This window comes from Micromonospora sp. LOL_023 (assembly GCF_048060115.1).
Classification (GTDB): domain Bacteria; phylum Actinomycetota; class Actinomycetes; order Mycobacteriales; family Micromonosporaceae; genus Micromonospora_E.
On record NZ_JBHMIM010000031.1, the window covers coordinates 1 to 22,994 of the forward strand.

At 67.4% G+C, this 22,994-nt stretch carries 17 protein-coding genes, 1 tRNA gene and 1 pseudogene; 9 read left to right on the top strand and 10 right to left on the bottom strand.

Annotated features, from left to right (window positions below; all coding sequences use genetic code 11):
* The 5 genes and pseudogenes from ACFHVL_RS17640 to ACFHVL_RS17660 form a co-directional block, all read left to right on the top strand.
* Positions 1-1,094 (top strand): helix-turn-helix domain-containing protein (locus ACFHVL_RS17640; RefSeq protein WP_416629139.1); only part of this gene is annotated, 1,094 nt, incomplete at its 5' end.
* The gene (locus ACFHVL_RS17645; RefSeq protein WP_416629140.1) at positions 1,081-1,272 is read left to right on the top strand and encodes a DUF397 domain-containing protein; all 192 of its coding nucleotides are present in this window, start codon (positions 1,081-1,083) and stop codon (positions 1,270-1,272) included. The genes ACFHVL_RS17640 and ACFHVL_RS17645, both read left to right, overlap by 14 nt.
* A gap of 68 nt (positions 1,273-1,340) precedes the next feature.
* Entirely contained in the window at positions 1,341-1,757 is a 417-nt protein-coding gene (locus ACFHVL_RS17650; protein ID WP_416629141.1) for a hypothetical protein, read from the top strand.
* Between the two features lie 114 nt (positions 1,758-1,871).
* Positions 1,872-2,036: pseudogene (locus ACFHVL_RS17655) on the top strand (SDR family NAD(P)-dependent oxidoreductase); the annotation flags it as partial.
* Between the two features lie 91 nt (positions 2,037-2,127).
* Positions 2,128-2,523, top strand: coding sequence for an SDR family NAD(P)-dependent oxidoreductase (locus ACFHVL_RS17660; RefSeq protein ID WP_416629142.1), 396 nt, complete (start codon positions 2,128-2,130; stop codon positions 2,521-2,523).
* A 19-nt stretch (positions 2,524-2,542) separates the two neighbouring features.
* On the opposite strand, the gene ACFHVL_RS17665 is transcribed toward ACFHVL_RS17660, so the two are convergent.
* The 5 genes from ACFHVL_RS17665 to ACFHVL_RS17685 form a co-directional block, all read right to left on the bottom strand.
* On the bottom strand, positions 2,543-2,965 hold the full coding sequence (locus ACFHVL_RS17665) for a hypothetical protein (protein ID WP_416629143.1): 423 nt from the start codon (positions 2,963-2,965) through the stop codon (positions 2,543-2,545).
* Positions 2,966-3,067: 102 nt separating this feature from the next.
* Positions 3,068-3,559, bottom strand: a complete 492-nt coding sequence (locus ACFHVL_RS17670; protein WP_416629145.1) for a CBS domain-containing protein — start codon at positions 3,557-3,559, stop codon at positions 3,068-3,070.
* 136 nt (positions 3,560-3,695) lie between these two features.
* Positions 3,696-5,210 (bottom strand): type I restriction-modification system subunit M, encoded by a 1,515-nt coding sequence (locus tag ACFHVL_RS17675; RefSeq protein ID WP_416629146.1) that lies wholly within the window; start codon positions 5,208-5,210, stop codon positions 3,696-3,698.
* Positions 5,207-6,622, bottom strand: coding sequence for a restriction endonuclease subunit S (locus tag ACFHVL_RS17680; RefSeq protein WP_416629147.1), 1,416 nt, complete (start codon positions 6,620-6,622; stop codon positions 5,207-5,209). Before ACFHVL_RS17680 ends, ACFHVL_RS17675 begins: the two co-directional genes overlap by 4 nt.
* Entirely contained in the window at positions 6,619-10,068 is a 3,450-nt protein-coding gene (locus ACFHVL_RS17685; RefSeq protein WP_416629148.1) for a type I restriction-modification enzyme R subunit C-terminal domain-containing protein, read from the bottom strand. The genes ACFHVL_RS17680 and ACFHVL_RS17685 overlap by 4 nt, the downstream gene beginning before the upstream one ends.
* Before the next feature lie 257 nt (positions 10,069-10,325).
* Between ACFHVL_RS17685 and ACFHVL_RS17690 the strand changes: the two genes are divergently transcribed.
* Positions 10,326-11,180, top strand: coding sequence for a hypothetical protein (locus tag ACFHVL_RS17690; RefSeq protein ID WP_416629149.1), 855 nt, complete (start codon positions 10,326-10,328; stop codon positions 11,178-11,180).
* A gap of 71 nt (positions 11,181-11,251) precedes the next feature.
* Complete coding sequence (locus ACFHVL_RS17695; RefSeq protein ID WP_416629150.1) at positions 11,252-15,025, top strand: RICIN domain-containing protein; 3,774 nt, start codon at positions 11,252-11,254, stop codon at positions 15,023-15,025.
* 165 nt (positions 15,026-15,190) lie between these two features.
* Here ACFHVL_RS17695 and ACFHVL_RS17700 read toward each other — a convergent pair.
* The 3 genes from ACFHVL_RS17700 to ACFHVL_RS17710 form a co-directional block, all read right to left on the bottom strand.
* Positions 15,191-15,267: transfer RNA gene (locus ACFHVL_RS17700), tRNA-Met, on the bottom strand.
* Between the two features lie 150 nt (positions 15,268-15,417).
* A complete protein-coding gene (locus ACFHVL_RS17705) occupies positions 15,418-18,411 on the bottom strand; it encodes a UPF0182 family protein (RefSeq protein ID WP_416629151.1) in 2,994 nt (997 codons plus the stop codon).
* Positions 18,412-18,533: 122 nt separating this feature from the next.
* The gene (locus ACFHVL_RS17710) at positions 18,534-19,559 is read right to left on the bottom strand and encodes a PDZ domain-containing protein (protein WP_416629153.1); all 1,026 of its coding nucleotides are present in this window, start codon (positions 19,557-19,559) and stop codon (positions 18,534-18,536) included.
* 121 nt (positions 19,560-19,680) lie between these two features.
* On the opposite strand from ACFHVL_RS17710, the gene ACFHVL_RS17715 reads away from it, so the two are divergent.
* Positions 19,681-20,961 carry a zinc-dependent metalloprotease gene (locus ACFHVL_RS17715; RefSeq protein WP_416629155.1) on the top strand — a complete coding sequence of 427 codons (1,281 nt, stop codon included), beginning with the start codon at positions 19,681-19,683 and terminating at the stop codon, positions 20,959-20,961.
* Positions 20,962-21,052: 91 nt separating this feature from the next.
* On the opposite strand, the gene ACFHVL_RS17720 is transcribed toward ACFHVL_RS17715, so the two are convergent.
* Positions 21,053-21,646 (bottom strand): hypothetical protein, encoded by a 594-nt coding sequence (locus tag ACFHVL_RS17720; protein ID WP_416629156.1) that lies wholly within the window; start codon positions 21,644-21,646, stop codon positions 21,053-21,055.
* Positions 21,647-21,662: 16 nt separating this feature from the next.
* On the bottom strand, positions 21,663-22,193 hold the full coding sequence (locus ACFHVL_RS17725; RefSeq protein WP_416629157.1) for a M48 family metallopeptidase: 531 nt from the start codon (positions 22,191-22,193) through the stop codon (positions 21,663-21,665).
* Positions 22,194-22,675: 482 nt separating this feature from the next.
* Here ACFHVL_RS17725 and ACFHVL_RS17730 point away from each other — a divergent pair, with 482 nt between their 5' ends.
* Positions 22,676-22,843, top strand: a complete 168-nt coding sequence (locus ACFHVL_RS17730; RefSeq protein WP_281553399.1) for a DUF5679 domain-containing protein — start codon at positions 22,676-22,678, stop codon at positions 22,841-22,843.
* Positions 22,844-22,994 lie beyond the last annotated feature (151 nt).

The window sequence follows — 22,994 nt, forward strand, 5'->3', positions numbered from 1 at the left end:
CCGCAACTCGCCTCGTGTCCGGTTCTCAACACGGACAGAACCTCTCAAGCCGGAACAACGCCGGGGCCGTGGCACAATCCGGACACCGCAACGTCGCCCCACACCTCGGACACCACCGCTGCTTCAACCGGAACGTGAAGAAGCCGACGCACAACCCACCCAGCGCCGCCAACACGACTCCTACCAAGGTCAACATTCGTCCCTCCCCAATTCGAATCGAGAACCTGATTCCACCCTGGACGGGAGAGGTAAACCGGCGGAAGATGTCGGGTGGGCACTCACCAACCACTAACTCTGGGAGCGTCAAGTTGCCTGACACGAACGAGTTTCGACACGCGCTTCGCCGACAACGCATGGCTCAAGGCATGTCACAAGACGCTCTCGGAGCCAAGATCCCTATTAGCGGATCACAGATCGGAAACTACGAGTCCGGCAAGTCGATCCCGCCGCTCGACATCGCCGATGGTCTTGACAAGGTTCTGGGCACCGGACGGGAGATGCGGGAGCTCGCCGAGGAGGCGCGCGGGGAGGCTGTCGCCCCTGGGCTGCGTCCTTGGACGGAGAACGAGGAGCGGGCGACCCTCCTGCGGATGCACCAGCCGCTGGTCATCCCCGGATTGCTCCAGACCGAGGAGTACGCCCGAGCGATCATCACCGCAGGTGCGCACACCGAATTGCAGATCGAGGAGATGACCCGCGAGCGGATGGAACGAAAAGCTGCCACGCTCGACCGAGCCGACCCGGTGACGTTGACCGCGATCATCGGCGAGCCCGCCCTACGTTACGGCGACCCATCGATCATGAAAGACCAGCTTGCGCACCTGGTCGACATCGGCCACCGACCGAACGTCCTCGTGCGGATAATCCCCTTCTCCGTCGGCCTACACGCTGGCCAGGCCGGCGCGTTCATCGTCGCGACCCTGGTCAATGACGACCGCGTCGGCTATCTCGACGACCAACTCGCCGGGCGGATCATCTCCACCGCTCGCGAGGTGGGGAGGCTGGAGAAGTTGTGGGAGAATGTTAGCGATGTAGCCCTGTCCGGCCGGCAGTCACGAGACCTGATCCAAAGGATGTTCGATGAACACAGTTGACCCGATCTGGCGTACGTCCTCCCGTAGCAGCAGCAACGGCGGCGAGTGTGTGGAAGTCGCCGACAACGTCCCTGGTCGCGTGCTCGTTCGCGACAGCAAGGACCGCGACAGCGGCACCCTGACCTTCGTGCCGGCCGCCTGGCAGTCGTTCATCGCTGAGGTCAGCTCTAAGCACTGACCTGGCATCCAGTGCGGATAGCCATCACCGGACATCGAGGGCTCAGCGACGAGGTCAGCGGCCTTGTCGTGCGAGCCCTCGATGCGCAACTCGCGCGCTTGGCCGGCGACCTCGTTGGCGTCACCTGCCTCGCTGACGGGGCAGATCAGCTCTTCGCCGAGGCGGTGCTCCGGCACGGCGGTCAGCTTGAAGTTGTCGTCCCCGCCCAGCAGTACCGCGACGGCCTGCCCGAACACGCCCACGCCGCGTACGACAAGTTGATCAGCCAGGCCGCCGCTGTCCACCGCTGCGACTACCGCATCTCCAACTCGGATGCCCACATGGCCGCAAGCGAGTTGATGGTCGACCAGTCGGATCGGCTCTTCGCCATTTGGGACGGCATGCCCGCCCGAGCTTACGGTGGCACCGCCGACGTCGTCGCCTACGCCAAGTCTCATGGCGTCCCCGTGACCGTCATCTGGCCTCCTGGCGCCCACCGTGACTGACCAACCCACCGGTAGCAGTCCTCAGGCCACGCAGGCAGCAGCAGATGTCGGCGCAGCCTCGGCACTCCAGCGCGTTGCGGTGGTCACCGGAGCAACCGAGGGCTCGGCCGAGCAATCGCCCAGCAGCTCGCCCAGGCCGGCCTCCACGTCGTGGTCACCGCAAGAAGTGAGGAAGCCGCGGAGCGGACCGCCGCCGAGTTGGCCGGGCTCGGCCTGTCGGTCTCGGGTCACCAGCTCGACATCATCGACCCAGCCAGCGTCGCCCGCGCCATGGCAGACGTCGGCTACCAGTACGGCCGGCTCGATGTCCTGGTCAACAACGCCGCCATCGCCATCGACCGAGGCCAGCCAGGCCGCCAGCGCGGCAGACATGGAGAAGGTCGCCGCAACCCTCAACGCCAACCTCGTAGGCACCTGGCGCTGCTGCACCGCCGTCATCCCCGAGATGAAGCGAAACGGATACGGCCCTATCGTCAACGTCACCAGCCACATGGGCACCTCAGTCGAGATGGGCACCGGCAGCGTCTCCTACCGAGTCTCCAAAGCCGGCGTCAACGCGCTCACCCAAATCCTCGCGGCAGAGCTAAACGAGCACAACATCCTCGTTAACACCGCATCGCCGGGGAAGGTCGACACCCGCCTCACCTATGGCAAGGCCAACCACACCCCCGACGAAGCAGCCGACACCTTCACCTGGCTGGCGACACTCCCCGACGACGGACCCACCGGCCAGCTCTTCTACAACCGCAAACCACTCCTCTGGTAGTGAAGGAGAATCGTCAGCCTCAGCGAGGCGAAATCTTGCGCAACCACTGTGCGAAATTCCGCAATATCGCGACGGCATCCTCGTCAAGCGGATCCGGGCTAAAGTGCATGACCTCATTTCGAAGGATGCGGACCTCATGCAACGCCTCTATGAAGGTCCGCCTGTCAAGGTTCCACTTGAGCTTATCCCAGTTTCCTGGGTTTTCAAGAATGCGCACGTATTCACCAAAGGTAAGATGATCGGCCTTCCTGACGACCCTCTTAGTATCTGTAGAATCACGGACGCTCGCCAGCTCATCAGCCGAGAATGTTGCATCCAGAATCCTTCGCAATCTTCTCTCAATCTCACCTATGACAAAGAACGGATTGGCCGTCTGCGCAAATTCTTTACTAATATCCGCCGTCGTAACGATGCCAATGATTCGCTTATCATGCGCCTGCACGAATACGAAGTTTGCTGATATGATCCTTGGAATCTGCGCAAGAAGGTCATCTTCCTCGCGAACAATCTCGGGCTGCTGAGTAACAGCAGACAGAGTAAGGTCTCAGTTGCGAATTGCTGCCTGCGCGATGGATTCCCAGCTGACGGCACCGCGCAGATCTCTCTCGCCAGACAGGACGGCCAGCTGCGAGTAGTCATGCCGAAGCATCAGCGACTGCGCCCGCCTCACGGTATCGTGGGGCGAAACGGACACGACGCCAGAATTGGCCGAGCTTAGGCTTCCGACCCTAAGGTAGACGTCATCCTCGCCAGATTCTTCCGATACAGGAGAAACTTCAGCAACTGACAAGTTGATACCCGGACTTTCGACCTCAACAGGCACAATCTCCACATATGAATCGATCCACACATCATCGAATAGCGGATTCGTGGTCAGGCCGACCCCATTGAGGTCTTCCTGAATCTGCTCAACGATCCAATAACCGCGACGCTTTGCATTCCAGTAGCTCAGCAACCGCCTAACAGATATCCGGAGTGGTTGCGTGCGCGAATTTTGCTTTGCCTCATCCAGGAATGCCTGCACCTGCGCATTCAATCTGCTTCACACCTCTCGGTAATTCGAACACTTGCCGACCCACAAATCGGGTTCCGACGTCAATCGTTAGAAGCCGACTACGCCGACGATCAAGATTCCGTCAGCTACAACGATGGAAGCATAAAACGTACGCTCACTACCCCCGGCCCCTCTGTTCACCGGCTTTGGAATCTGACCGAATGGATAACGCTTCGGCGATGGCGGCGAACTCGCGTAGGGCGGCTTGTAGGTCTTCGACGATCTCCTGGGCAATGCCCTCGGGTGGCAGCAGCGCGTCAGCGTCCTCCAGCGAGGCGTCCTTCAGCCAGGTGATATCCAGGTTGACCTTGTCCCGGCTCAGCAGCTCGTCGTAGTCGTACGCCCGAAACCGCTCGCTCTCCACCCGCTCGGCCCGGTCCTTGCCCGGCAGGTAGCAGTCGACGAACTCCTGCAGATGCTCCCGGCGCAGCGGATTCTGCTTGAGCGTAAAGTGCTGGTTGGTCCGGAAGTCGTACACCCAGAGCTTGCTGGTCCACGGCTCCTCGCGGGCACGCTTGCGCTCGAAGAACAGCACGTTGGCCTTGACCCCACCGGCGTAGAAGATGCCGGTCGGCAGCCGCAGCATTGTGTGCAGGTCGTACTGCTTGAGCAGCCGCCGCCGGATCGTCTCCCCCGCCCCGCCTTCGAAGAGCACGTTGTCAGGCAGCACAACTGCGGCCCGCCCGTCGATCTCCAGCATCGAGGCGATGTGCTGCACGAAGTTGAGCTGCTTGTTCGACGTCGTTGCCCAGAAATCGGCGCGCTCGATCTCCCGATCCTCGCGGCTGGCCCGCCCGTCCCCGCTGATCATGCGGATCGACGAACTGCGCCCGAACGGCGGGTTGGCCAGCACCAGGCTGACCTTGCCGTCCGGCTCGCGCCCGAGCGAGTCGCGGACGTCGATCAGCGACGGGCCGCTCGGCGTACCGATGCCGTGCAGCAGCATGTTCATGGCCGCGAGCCGTGCGGTGCCGTCGACCAGCTCGGTGCCGGTGATCCCACCGTTGGCGAGGTGCCGGGCTTGGTCGCGGGTCAGACTGTCGCCGTGGTGCCGCTGGATGTAGTCGTACGCCGACAGCAGGAACCCGCCGGTGCCGCACGCCGGGTCGGTGATCGTGTCGCCTGGGGTCGGCTGCACGCAGTCGACGATCGCCTCGATCAGCGCACGCGGCGTGAAGTACTGCCCGGCACCCGACTTGGCATCCTCCGCGCCCTTGGCCAGCAGCTCCTCGTAGGCGTCGCCCTTCACGTCGACGCCGGCCTGCGACCACTGCTCCTTGTCGATCAGGTCGACGATCAGCTTCTTGAGCTTCGCCGGGTCCTGGATCTTGTTCTGCGCCTTGCGGAAGATCGTGCCGAGCGTGCCGGACTCCTGCCCGAGCCCGCTCAGGATGTTGCGGTACTGCACTTCCAGCCGGACACCGTCGCTGTCGAGCAGCGTCTGCCAGCTCAGCTCCGCCGGCACGATCTGCTCCGCCTTGAGCGCACGGTTGGCCCGCTCGTCGGCCATCTTCAGGAACAGCAGGTACGTCAGCTGCTCCACGTAGTCGATCGTGGAGACCCCGTCGTCGCGCAGTACGTCGCAGTAGTTCCACAGCTTCTGCACCAGCCGGCGCGAATCCACGTTGCTCACAGCGGCAACTCTCCCTGCTGAAAATCGGTCCCAATCGCCCTGGTCGCGGGCGCTGCCAGCTCCTTGGCCGTACGCCGACCCCGCTGCTTCGGCACCACCACCCGTTGCGCCCGAATGCGCGCCAGCAGCTCCGACGCCGGCTCATCCGCTGGCTCCTGCTCCACCAACCGCCCCGCAAACGCCTCCGCCAGCAACGCAGTCCTCAGTACGCGCGCTCTGGCAGCGACCACCCGTAGCTTCTGCTCAAGAGCAGCTCCGACGCTGTCCTGTCTCTCAAATTCCTGCAGAAACCTGTCTTGCTGGTCCTGAGGCGGTAAGGGAATCTGCATCGCACGAATCATGCCGAGGTTCAGATTAGGCTGAACGCCACCAGCGGCCAGCTTCCGGTTTTCGCCATAGCGAGCCCGCAGCACCAGCTTCACCCAAGGCCGTCGCCATTCATACTCAGGACGCATCACGATTGCAGCACATGCCTGATTCGTCGTGGCCGAAATCCGCAGCTCGGAGCATCGCCCCCGTGTCTTTCCCTCCCCATACATCGCGACGAGAAGCGTGCCAGGTGGCCACAGCTTCACCGAGGTTTCAGACAACGCCTTCTCTGTGATGAACTCATCAGCGCTGTCGACGTGGGGCCTGTTAGCGGCCGAACTCGTGACCCAGGGGACCGTTCCACCCTCGTAATAGTCGCGTCGTGACCTCAGCGGCGTTGCCCCAGTGCCAACATCGGCGATGTCCCCAATCGAGGTAGAAATCCAACTTTCGTCGAGCGCGGCAGACCTTGTCTTAGGCCCCCCGCCTATCGCATAGTTGGCGAGGACATTGCGCCAACCAGATAGTCTTGCGGCAGCCTTCGCAACACCTGCGGCCGCAGCATCGAGATTCGCCAAGTGGATCTCCAAATCGGCAACGATGCGGCGCTGCTCGGCGAGCGGCGGGACTGGGATGTCCATGTCCAGTAGTGCCTGTTGAGAGACGTTTCGCATCGACTCCTGCTGGCCAGTGGATCGATGAGAGATTTGACGTCGGATACTCGGCGAGGAGAGTGCATGCAGCAACCACTTCCGGTCAACTTCATCCGCGACGACCAGTCGGAGGCTCTTGTCGCTGAGCAGCAGACGTGGCCGACAGGTGCGCACGAGCACCGGCGCTCCCACGTACTCCACGGTGTTTGCTCGGCTGACGAGCAGGTCTCCTGGCGCGATCTCGTGGCGTGGGTCGATCCCCCGGCCATCTGGCACGGCCTTGTTCTCCGATTCACGGAACTCTCCCCAGGTCATGGCGCTCACCTTGATGACGCCCCACTCGTTGTCCCGTGCCGGCCGAGGGTCACAGGTGAACGACTTGCCCGCCTCGATCCGGGTGACGATGTCCCGCAGCTTGGCCCATTCCCAGCCGGGGGGTAGGTCGCTCATGCGGTCAGTTCCTGGTTGAGTTCGGTGATGAGGGGTTCGGCCTGGGCACCGAAGGTCTGGACGTAGCCGTCGATGCCGCCGCGTTCGGTGAACGGGGCACCGTCCAGGTCGTCGGGGGTGACTGCAACACTCACCGCTATCACGTTCTTGATCCTTTCCAGCCACCAGAGTTGTTCGGGGGTGAAGGCGGTGCCGGCCTGTTCCTGGCGCAGCAGCCACCCGGTGAAGCGTTCTTCGACGACCGACCGGTAGGGGCGCAACTCCTGGTCGACGCCCAGCTCGTAGCGGACCAGGGTGATCAGGTCGGTGACGCCTCGGTCGCCGGGAGCTTCGGCGGTGCGGCCGAGCTGCACGTACGCCTCCCACAGCCGGTCCGGGGTCCACGCCTGCGGGGGCCGCGATATCCGCGCGGCCAGCTCTTTGAGCTGGTCGAAGTCGACCCGGCCTTTGCCGTCGAAGAAGACCTGCAACGCGGTGATCTCGTCGCGGTGTTCCTCCAGGTAGGCGTGCCAGCTGTGGACGACCTTCTGGGCGCGTTCGGCGGCCGGCACTCCGGCGGCGGACAGCAGGGTGTCCCGGTTGACCTCGTCGATGGTGATGTCGTGGGCGCGGCGGATCTCCAGGATGCGTTGCCGCAGCTGCGGTGCGGCGGCGAGCGGCCGGAGGGCTTCGGCGAGCAGGTCGCGGACAGCGTCGGGGCCGGCGGCGTGGGCGGGGATGAGCGATTCGGGGGCGACGGCGTCGGTGAGTCGGCGGGCGATCGCGGCCAGGGGTTGGCCGTCGGCGAGGTCGGTCAGTTCGGCGCGTTCGTCGTCGGTGAGTTGGCGGTCGAGTCGGGCCAGCCGGGCGGCCAGGGTCGCGACCTCGTCGGCGTCGGCGGTGAGGGTGCCGGCCTTGCCGAGCAGTTCCTTCAGCGAGATCTGCGCTTCGGTGCGCCGGTGCAGCGGCACCGCCTCGTCCAGCTCCTGTTCGGTGACGCCGACCGCGTCGACGATGACGAACCGCTTCTTGACCTGGGCGTCCGGGGTGACGGACTGGAAAGACGCGGGGTCGATGGTGCGGGCGCCCCGGCCTTTCATCTGCTCGAAGTAGGTGGCGGTGCGCACCTGCCGCAGGAACAGCAGGCATTCCAGCGGCCGGACGTCGGTGCCGGTGGCGATCATGTCGACGGTGACGGCGATCCGCAGCTCGGGGCTGTTGCGTAGCGCCTGGATCAGGTCGTCGGGGTTGTCACCGGTGCGCTTCGACGCGTACGTGATCTTGGTGGCGAAGTCGTTGCTCCGGTCGAAGACCAGCCGGACCATCTTGACGATCTCTTCGGCGTGGTTGTCGTCCCGGGCGAAGATCAACGTCTTGGGGACGGTCGTACGGCCGGGGAAGATCTCGGTGAACAGCCGGTCCCGGAAGGTTTCCAGCACCAGCTTCAGCTGCCCCTTCGAAATCACCGACCGGCCGACGTCGGAGCCTGCGTAGCTGAAGTCCTCCTCCAGCTCCTGGTAGCGCTCGGCGCGGGTACGCCGGTCACGCAACGGCACCACCGTCCGGGCCTCGATGGTCGCTCCGGCGTCGGTGATCTCCGTGCGGATCCGGTAGACGTCGAAGTCGACGTTGACCCCGTCGGCGACGGCCTGCTCGTAGGTGTACTCCGAGACCAGGTTCTGCTGGAAGAAGCCGAGGGTCTGCTTCACCGGCGTGGCGGTCAGCCCGACCATGAACGCGTCGAAGTACTCCAGCACCGCCCGCCACTTGCCGTAGATCGACCGGTGGCATTCGTCCACGATGATCAGATCGAACGCTTCCGGCGGGATGGCCGGGTTGTAGGCGACCTGCGCCGGTTCGTCCAGCTCATAGCTGTCGTACGCCTGGTCGTCGACGTCGGCGTCCGGCAGCTCCCGGCCGCACAGCGCGCCGTACAGCCGCTGGATCGTGGAGATCACCACCGCCGACGAGTCGAGCATGCCCGACCCGGTCAGCCGGTCCACGTTGAACAGCTCGGTGAACTTGCGCCCGTCGCCCGGCGTGGCGTAGCCGGCGTACTCGCGCAGTGTCTGCCGGCCCAGGTTGTTGCGGTCGACCAGGAACAGCACTCGGGTCGCCTTGGCGTGGTGCAGCAGCCGGTAGCTGCTGGTCACCGCCATGAACGTCTTCCCCGCACCGGTCGCCATCTGGATCAGCGACCGGGGGCGGTCGGCGGCCAGGGCCCCTTCGAGGCCGCGTACCGCGTCGATCTGGGCCCGCCGCAGCCCCTGCTCCGGCAGTGGCGGCAGCTGCCGCAGCCGGGCGCGCAGCGTCGGCGCCGCCGGGTCGTCGTCGGCCTCGCGCATCCACCGCGCGAGGGTCTGCGGCCGGTGAAAGGCGAACACCTCCCGGGTACGCGGCTGCGGGTCGAGCAGGTTGACGAACGCCGTCTCGGTGCCGGTGGCGACGTAGCCGAACGGCAGCGGCGCGTCCCGCCGCCACGCCGACATCCGCTGCGCGGCGGTCAACCCGTGCAGGTAGCGGTCCAGCTGCGCCTCCACCCCGCGCGGCGCGGTGCCTTCCCGCTTGGCTTCGACCACCCCGACCAGTTTCTGCTGTACGTAGAGCAGGTAGTCGGCCCGACCGGTCGCCAGGGTCACCTCCCGTACGGCGACCCCGGCGACGCCGCTGTCCCCCGCGTACAGGTTGATCTGGGTTTCGTCCTGGACCTGCCAGCCGGCGGCGGTGAGCTGCCGGTCGATCTCGGCCCGGGTCTGCACCTCGTTGAGCGGCTCGGCCGAGGCGCGCCGGGCGCGGCTGATGAAGTCCTCGCGCTTGGCCGCCGACACCTTCGCCGGTTTGCGGGCGGCGAACTCCTGACTGGCCGCGGTCATCTGCGGCTCCAGGTCGGCGACCAGCTCGGCGGCGACGGTCCGGCGGGCCGCCGATTCGGTGACCGCCCGGTCGGCGGCGGCCCGCGCCGCTGCCTGCGCTGCCGCCACCGACGGCTGCCCGTGGAGCAGCAGTTTCGCCTCGGCCAGCTCCTGGCGGTAGCGGTCCAGCTCGGCCCGCAGACCGTCGACGATGTGCCGCGGCACCTGCTGCCGTGGTGGGCTGGGCGGCACGAAACCGATCGGGCGGCGGTCGTCGGTCAACGCCCGGTGGAACCACACACCCAGCTCGAAGCAGTCGCGCAGCAGCTCCAGCGCGGTCCGTACCTGGTCGAGGTGGTCGTGGACGGCCTGGTTGCCGACCTTGCGCAGCCGGGTGAACGCCTCGTGGATCTTCGGAGTGAGGACGCCGGCCGCGTTGAGCGCCCGCACCTGGTGGAAGAAGCTGTCGCTCTCCGTCCGGGTGCCGGTGCGATTGACCAGCTCACGGGCGAGGGTGTCGCCGAAGGCCCGTGCCTTGAACATTGACGCCTGGGCGTCCACGTAGATCAGCGACTCGGTGCCCACGCCGTACCAGACCAGCAGTTCATGATCCACAAGGAACCCGAAGTTGGCAGACTGCTTGGCAAGCCGACGAACACGCTGATGATCCACAACTCTCCACAGGGGTATGATCCGGTGCAGAACGCCAGAGCATAGCCGCGCTTCTCGACGTACCGCTATCCTCTGGCGACCCTCAATCCGTACCGCTTCGGCCCGATCCGCCGCGACGGTGTGGCGGCGGCAGCCGCCGACCGGCGAGTCACCGGCGACCCCGGACGACGATCGGTGATGGCCGGGTGAATGATGGCCGGGTGAGTGAGTATCAGTACTACGAATTCCTGGCCATCGACCGGCCGCTCGACGGTAAGCAGATGGACGAGCTCCGCGAGATGTCGACCCGCGCAGAGATCACCCATACCAGCTTCACCAACACGTACGACTGGGGCGACTTCAAAGGCGACCCGCTCGCCATGGTCGAGGAATACTTCGACGCGCACCTCTACCTCGCCAACTGGGGCACCCGGCAGCTCGTGCTCCGGCTCCCGCTGCAGCTGCTCGATCTGGAAACCGCGCAGCAGTACTGCTGGGCCGAGCCGGCCGAGGCGTACCAGGCCGACGAACACCTGATCCTCAACTTCTCCAGCGAGGAGGAGGACGAGGACTTCGAGCACAGCGGCGAAGGCCTGCTCGGCCCGATGGTGTCGATCCGCGAGCACCTGGCCGCCGGGGACCACCGGGCGCTCTACCTCGCCTGGCTGCTGCAGATCCAAGGCGGCGAGTTCGGCGACGAGGCAACCGAGCCACCGGTGCCGGCCGGGCTCGCCGACCTGACCGGCGCGTTGCAGGGCTTCGTCGACTTCCTGCGGATCGACCCGCACCTGGTCGCCGCCGCCGCGCAGGCCAGCCCGCCCATTGGATCGGGCAGCGGGCCGGACGCCGACGATCCGGCGGCTCTGGCCGCCTGGGTAGCCGCGCTGCCGGCCGCCGACAAGGACGCCACCCTGATCCGGCTGCTCACCGGCGACGCGCGAACCGCCACCGCCGAGCTGCGACAACGGTTCCGGGCCGACACCGGTACGGCGGCGGCCGACGCCGCTGCCGGCAGGCCCCGCACCATCGGCGAGCTGCTCGACGCGGCCGAGACGATACGGGAGCAGACCGAGTAGATCCGCGAGTCGACGGACCGGACCGCAATCACCAGCAGATCGACAAATGGCGAACATAGACACTGCCGCTGATGGCCGGTCGCCAGTTGCTGGACGAGGCTGGTCGGGTGATGACACACCGCTTGCTGTTGGCCGCCGCACTCGCGGCCGCACTCCACGGTCCGTCGTGGAGTTCGACGCCGATGGCAGAGGCCGGCAACCCGGCGACCGCAGCTCACCTGACCGCGATCAGCTCTCAGTCCACCAGCCGACCCGACCTGAGCATGGCCAACCGGATCCGCGGCGGCGTAGACGGACTACCCGACTGGTCGCGGGTGGGCTACCAGGGTGGACAGCCGCTGCCCGACGACCGCATGACGACCTCGGACACGGCCTGCCGCCTCGACTCGAACTGGTTGGCCGGCGAGTTCAACGTGGTCGCCGACGACGGCCTCGACGACAGCGCCGGCCTGCAGGCCGCCATCGACCACATCCGGAACGCGTGCTCGCCATCGGCCAACTTCCACCGGCTGTCACTGATCACCCTGCCGGCCGGCCGGATAGACGTGTCCCGGCAGATCTACGTCGACGCGAACTTCCTGATACTGCGCGGCAAGGGAGCCGGTGCCGGCGGCACCCAGGTGGTGTTCCGGCCGAACACCGACACCCGCTACGACACCCTCAGCGCCGACGGCAGCCGCTGGGAACCGAACGGAATGAGCTACGGCAGCGGCAACGACATCGGCAGGGGCGGCTGGATCTGGCCGGGCCGGGCGCTGTTCAAGGTGCAGACCCGCGAGGTGGCCAGCCGCTACCAGGACGAGTGGCAGGCGGCGCCGACCAACCGCAAGGATCTGTTCGAAGGCTCCGTCAACCAGCACTGGGCCTCCGGGCAGAAACTCACCGGCCGCAGCGACGACCCGGGGTTCTCCGCCCGCGCCGGGCAGAGCGTCATCCACCTGGCCGGCAACACCGACATGAGCAAGTTCTCCCCCGGCGGCTACGTCTGGGTCGGCGCGGCCAACAGCGTCAACTTCTACGAACAGCAGGGCGTCACCTACGCCGAACACTCCGGCATGATGGAAGACCTCCACATGCGACAGCAGATGTTCCGGACCACCCGGGTGGACTCGTCCGCCAGGACGATCACCCTGGACCGGCCACTGGAGTTCGACCTGCCGGTCGACTCGGTCTCCGACGGCTCACCGCCGCTGGGGGCCGGGACACCGTTCGCCAGCAAGGTCACCCCGCTGACCGCGGTCGTGGGCGTCGGGCTGGAGAACTTCGCCTTCACCCAGGAGATGACCGGGCTGCCCAAGCTCGGCGGCGGCAACTACGCCCTCGACCCGGCCGACGCGGTGCACGACTACGGCAATCTCGCCCCCGAGTACGCCATGAACGGGGTGCTGTTCAAGTGGGCGGCCAACAGCTGGGTCCGCGGCCTGTCCGGCACGATGACCGGATCCCACCCGGTTGTCACAGAGGTCGCCCGCAACCTGCAGATCGAGGACAGCACCTTCGACGGGGCCTGGAACAAGGGCAAGGGCGGCAACGGCTACCTGCGCGGCAGCCGCGTCTGGGACTCGCTGTACGCGTACAACACCAGCCGCAACCTGCGGCACTTCACCTTCCAGTGGTCGGCCAGCGGAAACGTGGCGTTTCGTAACGACTTCGACTCGGACCTGAACCTGCACGGCGGCTGGGAACGGTACAACCTGTTCGAGGCCAACACCGTGCGGGTGCCGTACGAGCACAGTTCGAGCAGCTGCACCGCCAACTGCGGCGGCGAGGGCGGCCAGATCGACGAGGGCACCTGGTATCCGATCTGGTGGGCGGCCGGACCGAAGGCGATCAAATGGTCCGGGTCGGCCGGGCCGCAGAACGTCTTCTACCACAACGAACTGTCCAAGCAACTCACTCCCGGCGGCCCGTACGTCACGTACGAGCCGTACTCGGTGACCGGCACCACCGACCCGGCCGATACGGTCTACCACTTCGGCTCCGATCCGGCCCACCCGGGCCAGTTCCGCCATCTGAGCGCAGCCGGGTCGGTGATCCCCGACTGGTCGGGTCGGGAGACTCTCGACTACACCGGCGGCCGGGGCGTCGTCGCCGTCACCGGGTACCGTCAACCGTCGCTGTTCCTGACCAACGTCGGTCAGCTCGACCCCCGCGTCGAGGAGGTCCGCCAGGCGGCCACCTGGAACATGCAGGGCGCCGGCACGTCCGGCGGCTGGAGCGGCCAGGACGGCGAGTACGAGGACAAGTACGCCAACGGCGTCCTGCCGCTGGCCGTGACCGGCGGCGCCACGGTGATCGCCCTGCAGGAGGCCGGTTCGCCACCGCCCAGTGCCGGGCTGCTGACCGACCACCAGCAGGCCGACTTCCAGCGGGCCGGCGGGATGTTCCCGCCGGTGCGGGAGTACCGCCTCGGCGGGACCGCCCGCCGCCCCCAGGGCTACCTCTACTGGTTGCACACGGACACCTCGGTGAACGGGCCGGGCCGGGTCAATCTGGCCGTCGCCTCCCGCAGCCAGGTACCAGCGGACGGAATCTTCGTGGTCGCCTCGCCGATGGGCGGCCGGCCGGCGCTGGGCGTGAACGTCGGCGGCACGGTCTTCTTCACCGTGCACGGCTTCTCCGGCAACGGAAACGACATGCCGGGACTGCTCGGCGCGATCCGACAGCGGATGCTCACCGCCGGGCCGGGCAACCAGCCACTGGACTGGGTCGCGATGGGCGACTTCAACCGCGATCCGGACAGTCTGGCCAACGCGCTGCCCGCCGGGCAGTCCCGGGTGCACGCTCCGCCGTCGCCAACCCACCCGACCGCGGATCCACAGCGGTATCTCGACTACGCGGTGGTGCCGGACACCGGCAACGTACCCCGGATCACCGGCTCCGAGACCCTGTCGCAGGTCCTGTTGTCGGATCATCTGCCGGCCCGGTTCCGGCTGGTCCTGGAGGCCGCTGCCTCGCCGCCGGAACTCGTGGCGCAGCCGACCCCGCCCGGCAACGCGGTGCTGCGCAACGCCGGCACCACCAATGTCGCCGACATCGACCCTTTCGGCACCGGCAACGGCATCCTCGACATACCGTTCCATTCGGGTTTCGAGCAGCCGTGGTGGTTGGACGAGAGCGCGGAGTTCCCGTCCTACTACCGGCTGGTTCACGCGGTCACCCGCAACTTCATGGGCCAGGCGCAGGGGGCGGCGAACGCACCGGTGGTGCACTGGCCCAGCGAGGCGGCGGATCAGTTCTGGCGGCCCGACTATCAGGGCGACGGGACGTGGACGCTACGCAACATGGTGACCGGGCAGATGCTGACCTCGCTGCCCGGCGCACGCTCGGTCGCCGGGCGGGACTGGGACGGCTCGGCCGAGCAACGCTGGTTCTTCCAGACCAGTGAGTCCATGTCCGACCTGCGGGAGATCAACCACTTCCCACCGGAGCAGACCGACCTGGTGGTCGACATCTCCGGTCGGGGCAGCGCGGACGGCACGCCGGCGATCCTGTACGCCGAGAACGACGGCGACAACCAACGGTTCAGCGTCATCCCGGCTGGGCAGACCGAAGGCCAGGACTGCTCCTACCTGGCCAACGCGGGCGGCTACCTGGCCGCCGCACCGGTTGGGATACCCGCCGATGGTGCACCGGTTGCGCTGCACCGCTTCCGGGGCAACACCGACGGCTATCTGTGGTGCGAGCATCAGGGGTCGCTGTCGTTCACGCTGGCGAACCGTACCGTCGTGGGCGGAGTGCCACAGGACCTGTACCTGTCCGATCACGGTGTCGGCAACCAGCTCACGGTCGAACAGGACGACTCGCAGTTGATCCAGACCTGGTCGTGGGAGGCGGCAAGCTGATCGCGGGCCGGTCGGCCCGGATCCCTGCTGCGGGGCCGGGCCGACCGGGCGGGCCGGATTTCCGCCCGGTTGGGTCCCTGGTGCGTCCCGGTGAGTCCCGGCGAGCCCGGGTGGCATCCGGATGCGAAACGGCCCGCCAGGGAATCCCTGGCGGGCCGTTCACCGTGGTAGCGGGGACAGGATTTGAACCTGCGACCTCTGGGTTATGAGCCCAGCGAGCTACCGAGCTGCTCCACCCCGCGGCGATGTGTAAACCTTAGCGCACTCGGTCGGCCCGCCGCAAAACGACCCCCAAGATCCCGACGATCTTGCACTTATCGTTGGACATATCGGACAAAACCTCTCGATAAGTGCAAGATCGTCGGGGGAAGTGCGGGCGCGCGGGGCGTCGGTCAGCCCGTCGGCGTCGGGTCGGCGGACGGTGTGGGGTCGGCGGACGGCGGTGGAGCACCAGCACCGCCGATCCCGGCCGCCTGCTGGGCCGCCTGGAACGCCGTCATCGCGGCGTCCAGCCGGGCCAGCGCCTCGCCGTACCGCTGGAAGTCCCCGGCGGCCTGCGCGGCGCGGGCCTCGTCGATCGCGGCGCTGACCTCGGCGGCCGCCGCCTGCAGCTCCGGCGTGATCAGACCCGGGTCCGTCGGCGGGGTCGGGGTCGGCGTGCCGCCCGGCTCCTCGCCCTCGCCCTCGCCCTCCTCCGGCGGTGGCGGGGCGCCCTCCTGGCCCTGCTCGATCAGCTGCCGGATGCCGTCCTGCACGCTGTTGGCGAGCACCACGTACGAGCCACCGTCACCGTAGGAGAGCAGCACCCGCTGCAACAGCGGGTACGCGTTGGTCTGGTTGCTCTTCACGTACACCGGCTCGACGTAGAGCATGCCGTTGGCGAACGGCAACGACAGCAGGTTGCCGTACTGCACCTGAGCCTGGTTCGACGTCAACAGGTTCAGCTGCTGCCGGATCGCCGCGTTGTTGGTCATCCGCTGGTGAACCTGCACCGGGCCGGAGATCGCCGTCTGATCCGGCAACTCCAGCACCTGCAGCTGCGGCTGCCCGTCGACGTACGACCCGGAGATCAGCGCGGCCAGGTTCTGCCGACCGGCCGGCGTCACCGCCGAGGTCAGCTGGAACCGCGGCTCGTCCTGCTCCGGCCACTGGGTCATCAGGTAGTACGGCGGCTGCTTGACTCCGGTGTCCGGCGCGTCCGGAACGTTCGGCACCTCCCAGAAGTCCTGCCCGGAGAAGAACTCCGCCGGGTTGGTGACGTGGTAGCGGGCCAGCAGGTTGCGCTGCACCTTGAACAGGTCCGCCGGGTAGCGGAAGTGTGCCTGCAGCGACTGCGGGGTCTCCGCCTTCGGGATCAGCAACTCACCGCCGAAGGCCGCGTTCCACGCCTTGAGCACCGGGTCGCTGTCGTCGAACTCGTACAGCCGCACCGTGCCGTCGTACGCGTCGACGGTCGCCTTGACCGAGTTGCGGAGGTAGTTGACGTTCTCCCGGGCCAACGCGAAAGTGCCCTGGCCGGTCAGCTCGTCGGCGGTCTCCGCCTGCAGGTTGACCCGCTCCGAGTACGGGTAGGTCGCCGACGTGGTGTAGCCGTCCACGATCCACTGGATCCGGCCGTCCACCACCGCCGGGTACGGGTCGCCGTCCAGAGTGAGGAACGGCGCGACCTTCTCCACCCGGTCGCGCGGGTTACGCACGTACAGCAGCTTGGAGTTCTCGTTGACCGCCTCGGAGAGCAGGAAGTTGGTCTCCTGCTCTTTGATCGCGTACAGCAGCTTGCGGCCGAACGAACCGACCTCGACGCCGCCCTCACCGGAGTAGGTGTAGTACTGCTCGCCGCCGCTGCTCGTCGGCCGGTCGAACTCGACGTTGGTGTCACCGGGCGAGCCGACGATCGCGTAGTCGGTGCCGTCCATCTGCTCGCCGAAGTAGATCCGCGGCTGCTCGACCGGGATCTCCTCGGTCGACGACGAACACTGCTCCTGCGCCTGGTCGCCGAGGAAGCCGGAGACGAAGTACGGCTGGCCGCCGCAGACCACCTGGTTGGCCGGGGCACCGACCATGCCGTACCCGTGGGTGAAGACGGTGTGCCGGTTGATCCAGTTGCTCTGCTGCTCGGTCAACTCGCCATAGTTGATCTCCCGCATGCCGACGACGTAGTCCTGCTTCTCGTCGCCGAGGGTGTACCGGTCGATGTCGAGCTTGGTGCCGAAGTCGTAGAAGCCACGCACCTGCTGCAGCTGGGTGTAGGTCTCGGAGACCAGCTGCGGGTCCAACAGCCGGATGTTCGGCACCACGGCGGTGTCGGTGGCCAGGCTCTCCGGCGGGGTCAGGTTCGTCGCCGGGTACGGCGACTGCTCGCTGATGTCCAGCCCGAACGCCTCCCGGGTGGCGACGATGCCGCGCTCGATGAACTCCGACTCCTTGTCCCGCAGGCTCGGGTTGACCTCGAAGGTCTGCACCGCCCAGGGGTAGATGCCACCGATCGCCACCGCCGAGACGCCCAGCAACGCCAGTGAGATGCCCGGCCAGACCAGGTTGCGCATCACCGCGTTGGAGAACACGACGATCGCGATCGCCACCACGATCGAGATGTAGGCGAGGATCTCCTTCGCCGGCAGCAACGCGTTGATGTCGGCGTAGCCGGCACCGTAGATTCCCGCCTCGGCGTTGTACTCCAGCAGCATGCCGCGCCGGTCCAGCACGTACGCCACGGCCTTGAACAGCACGAACATCGCCACCAGAGAGGTCAGGTGGGCGCGCGCGGCGGTGGTCATCCGGTCACCGATGCCCTGCAGCCGGACCGCGCCGAAGATGTAGTGCATGGCCAGGCCACCGATCACCGACAGCACGACGGCGGTGAAGGCCAGCCCCAGCAGGTAGCGCAGGAACGGATACTCGAAGACGTAGAAGCTGACGTCGATGCCGAACTCGGGGTCGACGACGCCGAACTCCTGGGAGTTGCGGAACAGCATCCACTGGCTCCACCGGCTCTGGGCGGACAGCCCGGCGAAGATCCCGACCAGCAGCGACGCCACCGCGATCCACGCACCGATGCGCGGGGTCAGCAGCATCCGGTACCGCTCCAGACTGACCTGTTCTGGCGAGTGTGGCCGCAGGGCCGGGCGCAGCCGGTACGCAAGCCACAGGTTGACGCCGATGACCAGGGCCATCGCCAGCCCGACCGCGACGAACAGCACCAGCCGGGTGAGCAGCACGCCGGTGAAGACCTGCGTGTAGTCCACTTCCTTGAACCACAACCAGTCGGTCCAGGCGTTCACCCCCCAGCCGAGTAGTGTGAACAAAAGGAAGATCCCGATGAGTACGCCGACCGTGACACGGCCCCGACGGCTCATTCCGGGCATAGGACTGCTACGCATGACCACGACTGGCACTCCGCACGTTGGTGTGATCCCTTGGCGATCAGGCACCAAGACTACGGGGTGTGTCCACCTCAGGGCCGATTGAGGTCGACTTGAGCGGTGTCAGCCGGGCGGTGCTTCTGGGGTCAGCCGCCGTCGCACAGCGTCAGCTCACGCCCACCGCGCAGGTCCTCGAGCGCGGTGAGCGCCTCGTCGAGCGTCGCCACCCGCAGCAGCGGCAGATCCGGTACGGCGTTCGCCACCGCTTCGGCGCAGTTCGACTCGGGCACCAGGAAGGCGACGGCACCGGCGGACCTGGCCCCGACGAGCTTCTGTGGAATGCCGCCGATGGCACCGACGTTGCCGTCGTGGTCGATGGTCCCCGTACCGGCGATGATCTTGCCGCCGGTGAGGTCCGCCGCCTCGATCTTGTCGATGATGCCGAGCGCGAACATCAGGCCGGCGCTCGGCCCGCCGATCTCGTCGAGGTCGATGGTCAGCTCGAACGGGTGCGGCTGGTCCTCGGTGATCTCGATGCCGATCCGCGGCGGCCCACCGTCGGTGGCGCGGGTGGTGATCTCGGTGCTGCCCGGCTCGCCGTCGCGGGTGTAGCCGACGGTCAACGTCGCCCCGACCGGCTCGGCCCGGACCAGCTCGGTCAGCTGGGTGGCCGAGCTGACCGGGGTGCCGTCGACGGAGGTGACCACGTCGTCGACCTGGAGCAGCCCCACCGACGGACCGTCCGGGGTGACCGCCCGGACCAGCACCTGGACGGGGTATCCGAGCTGGCGCAACGCGGCCGTCTCCGCGCTGGTCTGCGACGCCGCGAAGTCCTCCGCGTTGCGTTCCTCCACCTCCTCGCGGGTCTCCCCTGGCGGATAGATGGCGTCGTACGGCACCACGGCCTCGGAGTCGCTGAGCCAGCCGGCAACCGCTTCGCGCAGTCCGACGTTCGGCCGTACGCCGACCGTGGTGAGCCGCAGCTGTCCGACGGAGGTCGACGTGTCGATGCCGGAGATCTGGATGACGTCCTCGCCGTCGTCCTGGCCCAGCGTGTCGACCGTCGGACCGGGGCCGAGCACCACGTACGGCACCGGAGCGGCGAACACGCCGTATGCGAGCAGTGCGGTGAGCAGCGCGCCGAGGATGACCGTTACACCGCGACGTCTCATGCGCCCGAGCGTACCGATCGCGCTCACGCGCGGCGCCGCCGCAGCCGGTGACCCGGCCGCTTCGCGCTGAGCGGAACTCAGCTGGCCTGTCCGGCCTGGCGACACGCGTACCGTGGAGGGCGTGCCTGATACTCCGTTCGGTTTCCAGCTTCCCGGCGGCCAGCCCCCGGACCCCAATGACCCGCAGCAGCTGCAGCAGTTCATGGCGCAGTTGCAGCAGCTGCTCGCCGCTGGCGGGGGCAGCGGTGGCGGCCCGGTGAACTGGGATCTGGCCCGCCAGGTGGCGGCCAGCCAGCTCGCCTCGGCGGGCGACCCCGCCGTCAACCCACACGAGTGGCACACGGTCACCGAGGCGCTGCGCGTCGCCGACCTGTGGCTGGAGGCTTCCTCGGCGTTGCCGTCGGGAATCCGGACATCGGTGGCCTGGAACCGCAACGAGTGGATCTACCGGACGCTCGACGTCTGGCGCAAACTCTGCGACCCGGTCGCCGGGCGGATGGTCGGCGCGATGGGTGACCTGGTGCCGCCGGAGGCCCGCAGCCAGCTCGGCCCGATGCACGCGATGATGACGACGTTGGGCGGGGCACTGTTCGGCGGGCAGCTCGGCCAGGCGCTCGACTCGCTGGCGACCGAGGTCCTCTCGGCCAGCGACATCGGGCTGCCGCTGGGTCCGGCGGGCACGGCCGCGCTGCTGCCGGCCAACATCCGGGCGTACGGGGACGGCCTGGAACTGCCCGAGGACGAGGTCCGCCTCTACGTGGCGCTGCGCGAGGCGGCACATCAACGCCTGTTCGAGCATGTGCCGTGGCTGCGCGGACACGTGCTCGCGGCGGTGGAGACGTACGCCTCGGGGATCACCGTCAACCGGGAGGCGATCGAGGAGGCACTGGGTCGGGTCGATCCGACCAACCCGGAGTCGATGCAGGAGATCGCCATGGAGGGGATCTTCACGCCGGAGGACACCCCGGCGCAGCAGGCGTCGCTGGCCCGGATCGAGACCGTACTGGCGCTGATCGAGGGTTGGGTGTGCCACGTCGTCGACAGTTCGTCGGCGGACCGGCTGCCGAACGTCGCGAAGCTGGCCGAGGCGTTCCGGCGGCGCCGGGCCGCTGGTGGGCCGGCGGAGCAGACCTTCGCCGCCCTGGTGGGCCTGGAGTTGCGGCCCCGGCGGCTGCGGGAGGCCACCGCGTTGTGGGCGGCGCTGACCACCCACCGGGGCATCGACGGGCGCGACGCGGTGTGGAGCCACCCCGATCTGCTGCCCTCGGACACCGACTTCGCCGACCCGGAGGCGTTTGCCCAGGCCAAGCTCGACTTCGACCTGGGCGACATGGACTTCGGCGCGCCGCCGGCCGAGGCACCGGAGTCACCGAAGCGGCCGGACTCGGATTCGCCGGAGTAGGCCGGCTGGGCTGGGCTGGGTGGGCCGGCTGGATCAACCTGGCCGGCTGGGCTGGTGGGCCGGCTGGATCGGCCTGGCCGGCGAGCCGTGGTCAGCTGGTGGTGAGCAGGGCGCGGGTGGTCTCCCAGCCCTCGACGGCCGGGTCGAGCGTCGGCAGGTCGGCCGGGCCGCGTATCCGCCGCCAGGCGGGCGTGGTCGCGACCACGCCCCGGCGTGGGGCGGCGGCCCGCAGCACGTCCGGGTCCGTCCTCAGGTCCAGCGGCGGCAGCCATTGCGGCGCCGGCAGTCCGGTGGCGACGCCGAGCAGTCCCCCGCCGCCACCGGCGGGGGCCACCGCCACTGGCCGGGTGGTCAGCGGGCGCAGCAGTTTGCCGATCAACAGGCCGGGCAGGTCGGGTGCGTCGGCGGCCAGGACGGCGGCCTGGTCGAACCCGTCGGCGGCAGCGGCGGACAACACCGCGTTGATCGAGATTTCGGCCAGTTGGTAGATCGGCATGTCCGGCCAGGCGATCGACCGGGCCAGCGGCAGGTCGGCCTCGACGCCGGCGATCGCGGGTTCCAGCTGGCTCATGGTGGCCAGCAGGTCGACCATGTCCTCGGCCAACGCGGCCCGCCAGGTCGCCAGGTCGACGCCGGGTGGGGACCAGTCGACCGGGTTGAGGAGGATCACCACGGCTCGGCGCACCCGGCCACTGTAGCTGTCAGTCGGCGAGGACGAACCCGCTGGCCGCCGCGACGCCTTCCAGGTAGCCGCGGGCCCGTTCGGCCTTGGGGTAGCGGCCGACCAGCTCCCAGAAGCGGGCGTTGTGACTCGGCACGACCAGATGCGCCAGTTCGTGCAGTACGACGTAGTCGATGACCCAGTCGGGCATCTCCTGGATCCGGTGGGAGATGCGGATGGTCCGGTCCGCCGGCGTGCACGACCCCCAGCGGCTGTTCTGGTTGGTCACCCATCGGACGCTGGCCGGGGCCACCACCCGGGTGTGCTCCGGCAGGTAGCGGTCGATCAGCCGGCCGGCGCGGGCGACGAGCTCGCTGTCGGAGCGACGTAGCCGTTCCTCGCGGGCGGCGAGCCGGGCCAGCATCCGGTCGACCCACTCGCTCTCCTCGGCCCGGGAGAACTGGTCCGGGATGAGGATGACGACGCGTTCGCCCTCCCGGTACGCGGACACCGTCCGGCGGCGACGCTGACTGCGCCGCACCTCGACGACCGGCTTGCGCACCCCCGCCATCAGCGGCTCGCGCAGCCCCGGGTTTCGCTCACGATGGCACGCTAATCCGTACTGACTAGGGGAACGCAAGAGGCGACACGGAGTAGCGCGACAAAATCACCCCTTTTAGGGCTGATTGTCGCAAAAAAAGTTACCCACTCGACCGCCGTACGTCGCGCCCGAGTCGTTGTGATCACCGTAGGCGATCACGAAAAACTTTTCACCTCTGACCACCGGCTGAAGGTGACCTGCGGATCTTCTACCGGCGTGTCACTGCGAATCTGACTTATCCGATGTATTCCGGCATGCACACTCTCGACGTCGACTTACTCACAGTGTCGGCGAATTGTTGACATGGAACCGCCCAGTCCTGGGTAGGGTCCGCGGACCGGCGGTCAACAGTGGCCGCGGAGAAAATCCCAGCGCGCGGCACCTCGGTAGGTCGTCGCGAGCGGGTGCACGCCGGGTCTGCAACCACCCGGCGACGAGACGAGGAGGGCACCGTGGCCGACCAGGCCCAGACCTACAACGGTTACTGCGTGAAGTGCAAGGAAAAGCGCGACTTCGAGGGCACCGTCGCGGTGTCGAAGACCGGGATGAACATGGCCAAGGGCAAGTGCCCGGTCTGTGGCACGACAGTGAACCGGATCTTGGGCAAGGCCAAGGTCTGAACCAGCGCTGCGGGAAGGGGCGGCTCCGGCCGCCCCTTCCCGCGCGTCCACACCGCAACACTGTGGGTCATGTCCCCAGACTGACAAAGTTACCGACGGGTTGTGGATAACTACGCGAAACCTGTGGACAACCGAGGCCATGCCAGCCACA

Excerpts from the sequence above, each read along its gene's own strand:
- ACFHVL_RS17645 (WP_416629140.1), top strand. The coding sequence starts at position 1,081 with ATGAACACAGTTGACCCGATCTGGCGTACGTCCTCCCGTAGCAGCAGC.
- ACFHVL_RS17660 (WP_416629142.1), top strand. The coding sequence starts at position 2,128 with ATGGAGAAGGTCGCCGCAACCCTCAACGCCAACCTCGTAGGCACCTGG.
- ACFHVL_RS17680 (WP_416629147.1), bottom strand. The coding sequence starts at position 6,622 with ATGAGCGACCTACCCCCCGGCTGGGAATGGGCCAAGCTGCGGGACATC.
- ACFHVL_RS17695 (WP_416629150.1), top strand. The coding sequence starts at position 11,252 with ATGGCCGGTCGCCAGTTGCTGGACGAGGCTGGTCGGGTGATGACACAC.
- ACFHVL_RS17710 (WP_416629153.1), bottom strand. The coding sequence starts at position 19,559 with ATGAGACGTCGCGGTGTAACGGTCATCCTCGGCGCGCTGCTCACCGCA.
- ACFHVL_RS17725 (WP_416629157.1), bottom strand. The coding sequence starts at position 22,193 with ATGGCGGGGGTGCGCAAGCCGGTCGTCGAGGTGCGGCGCAGTCAGCGT.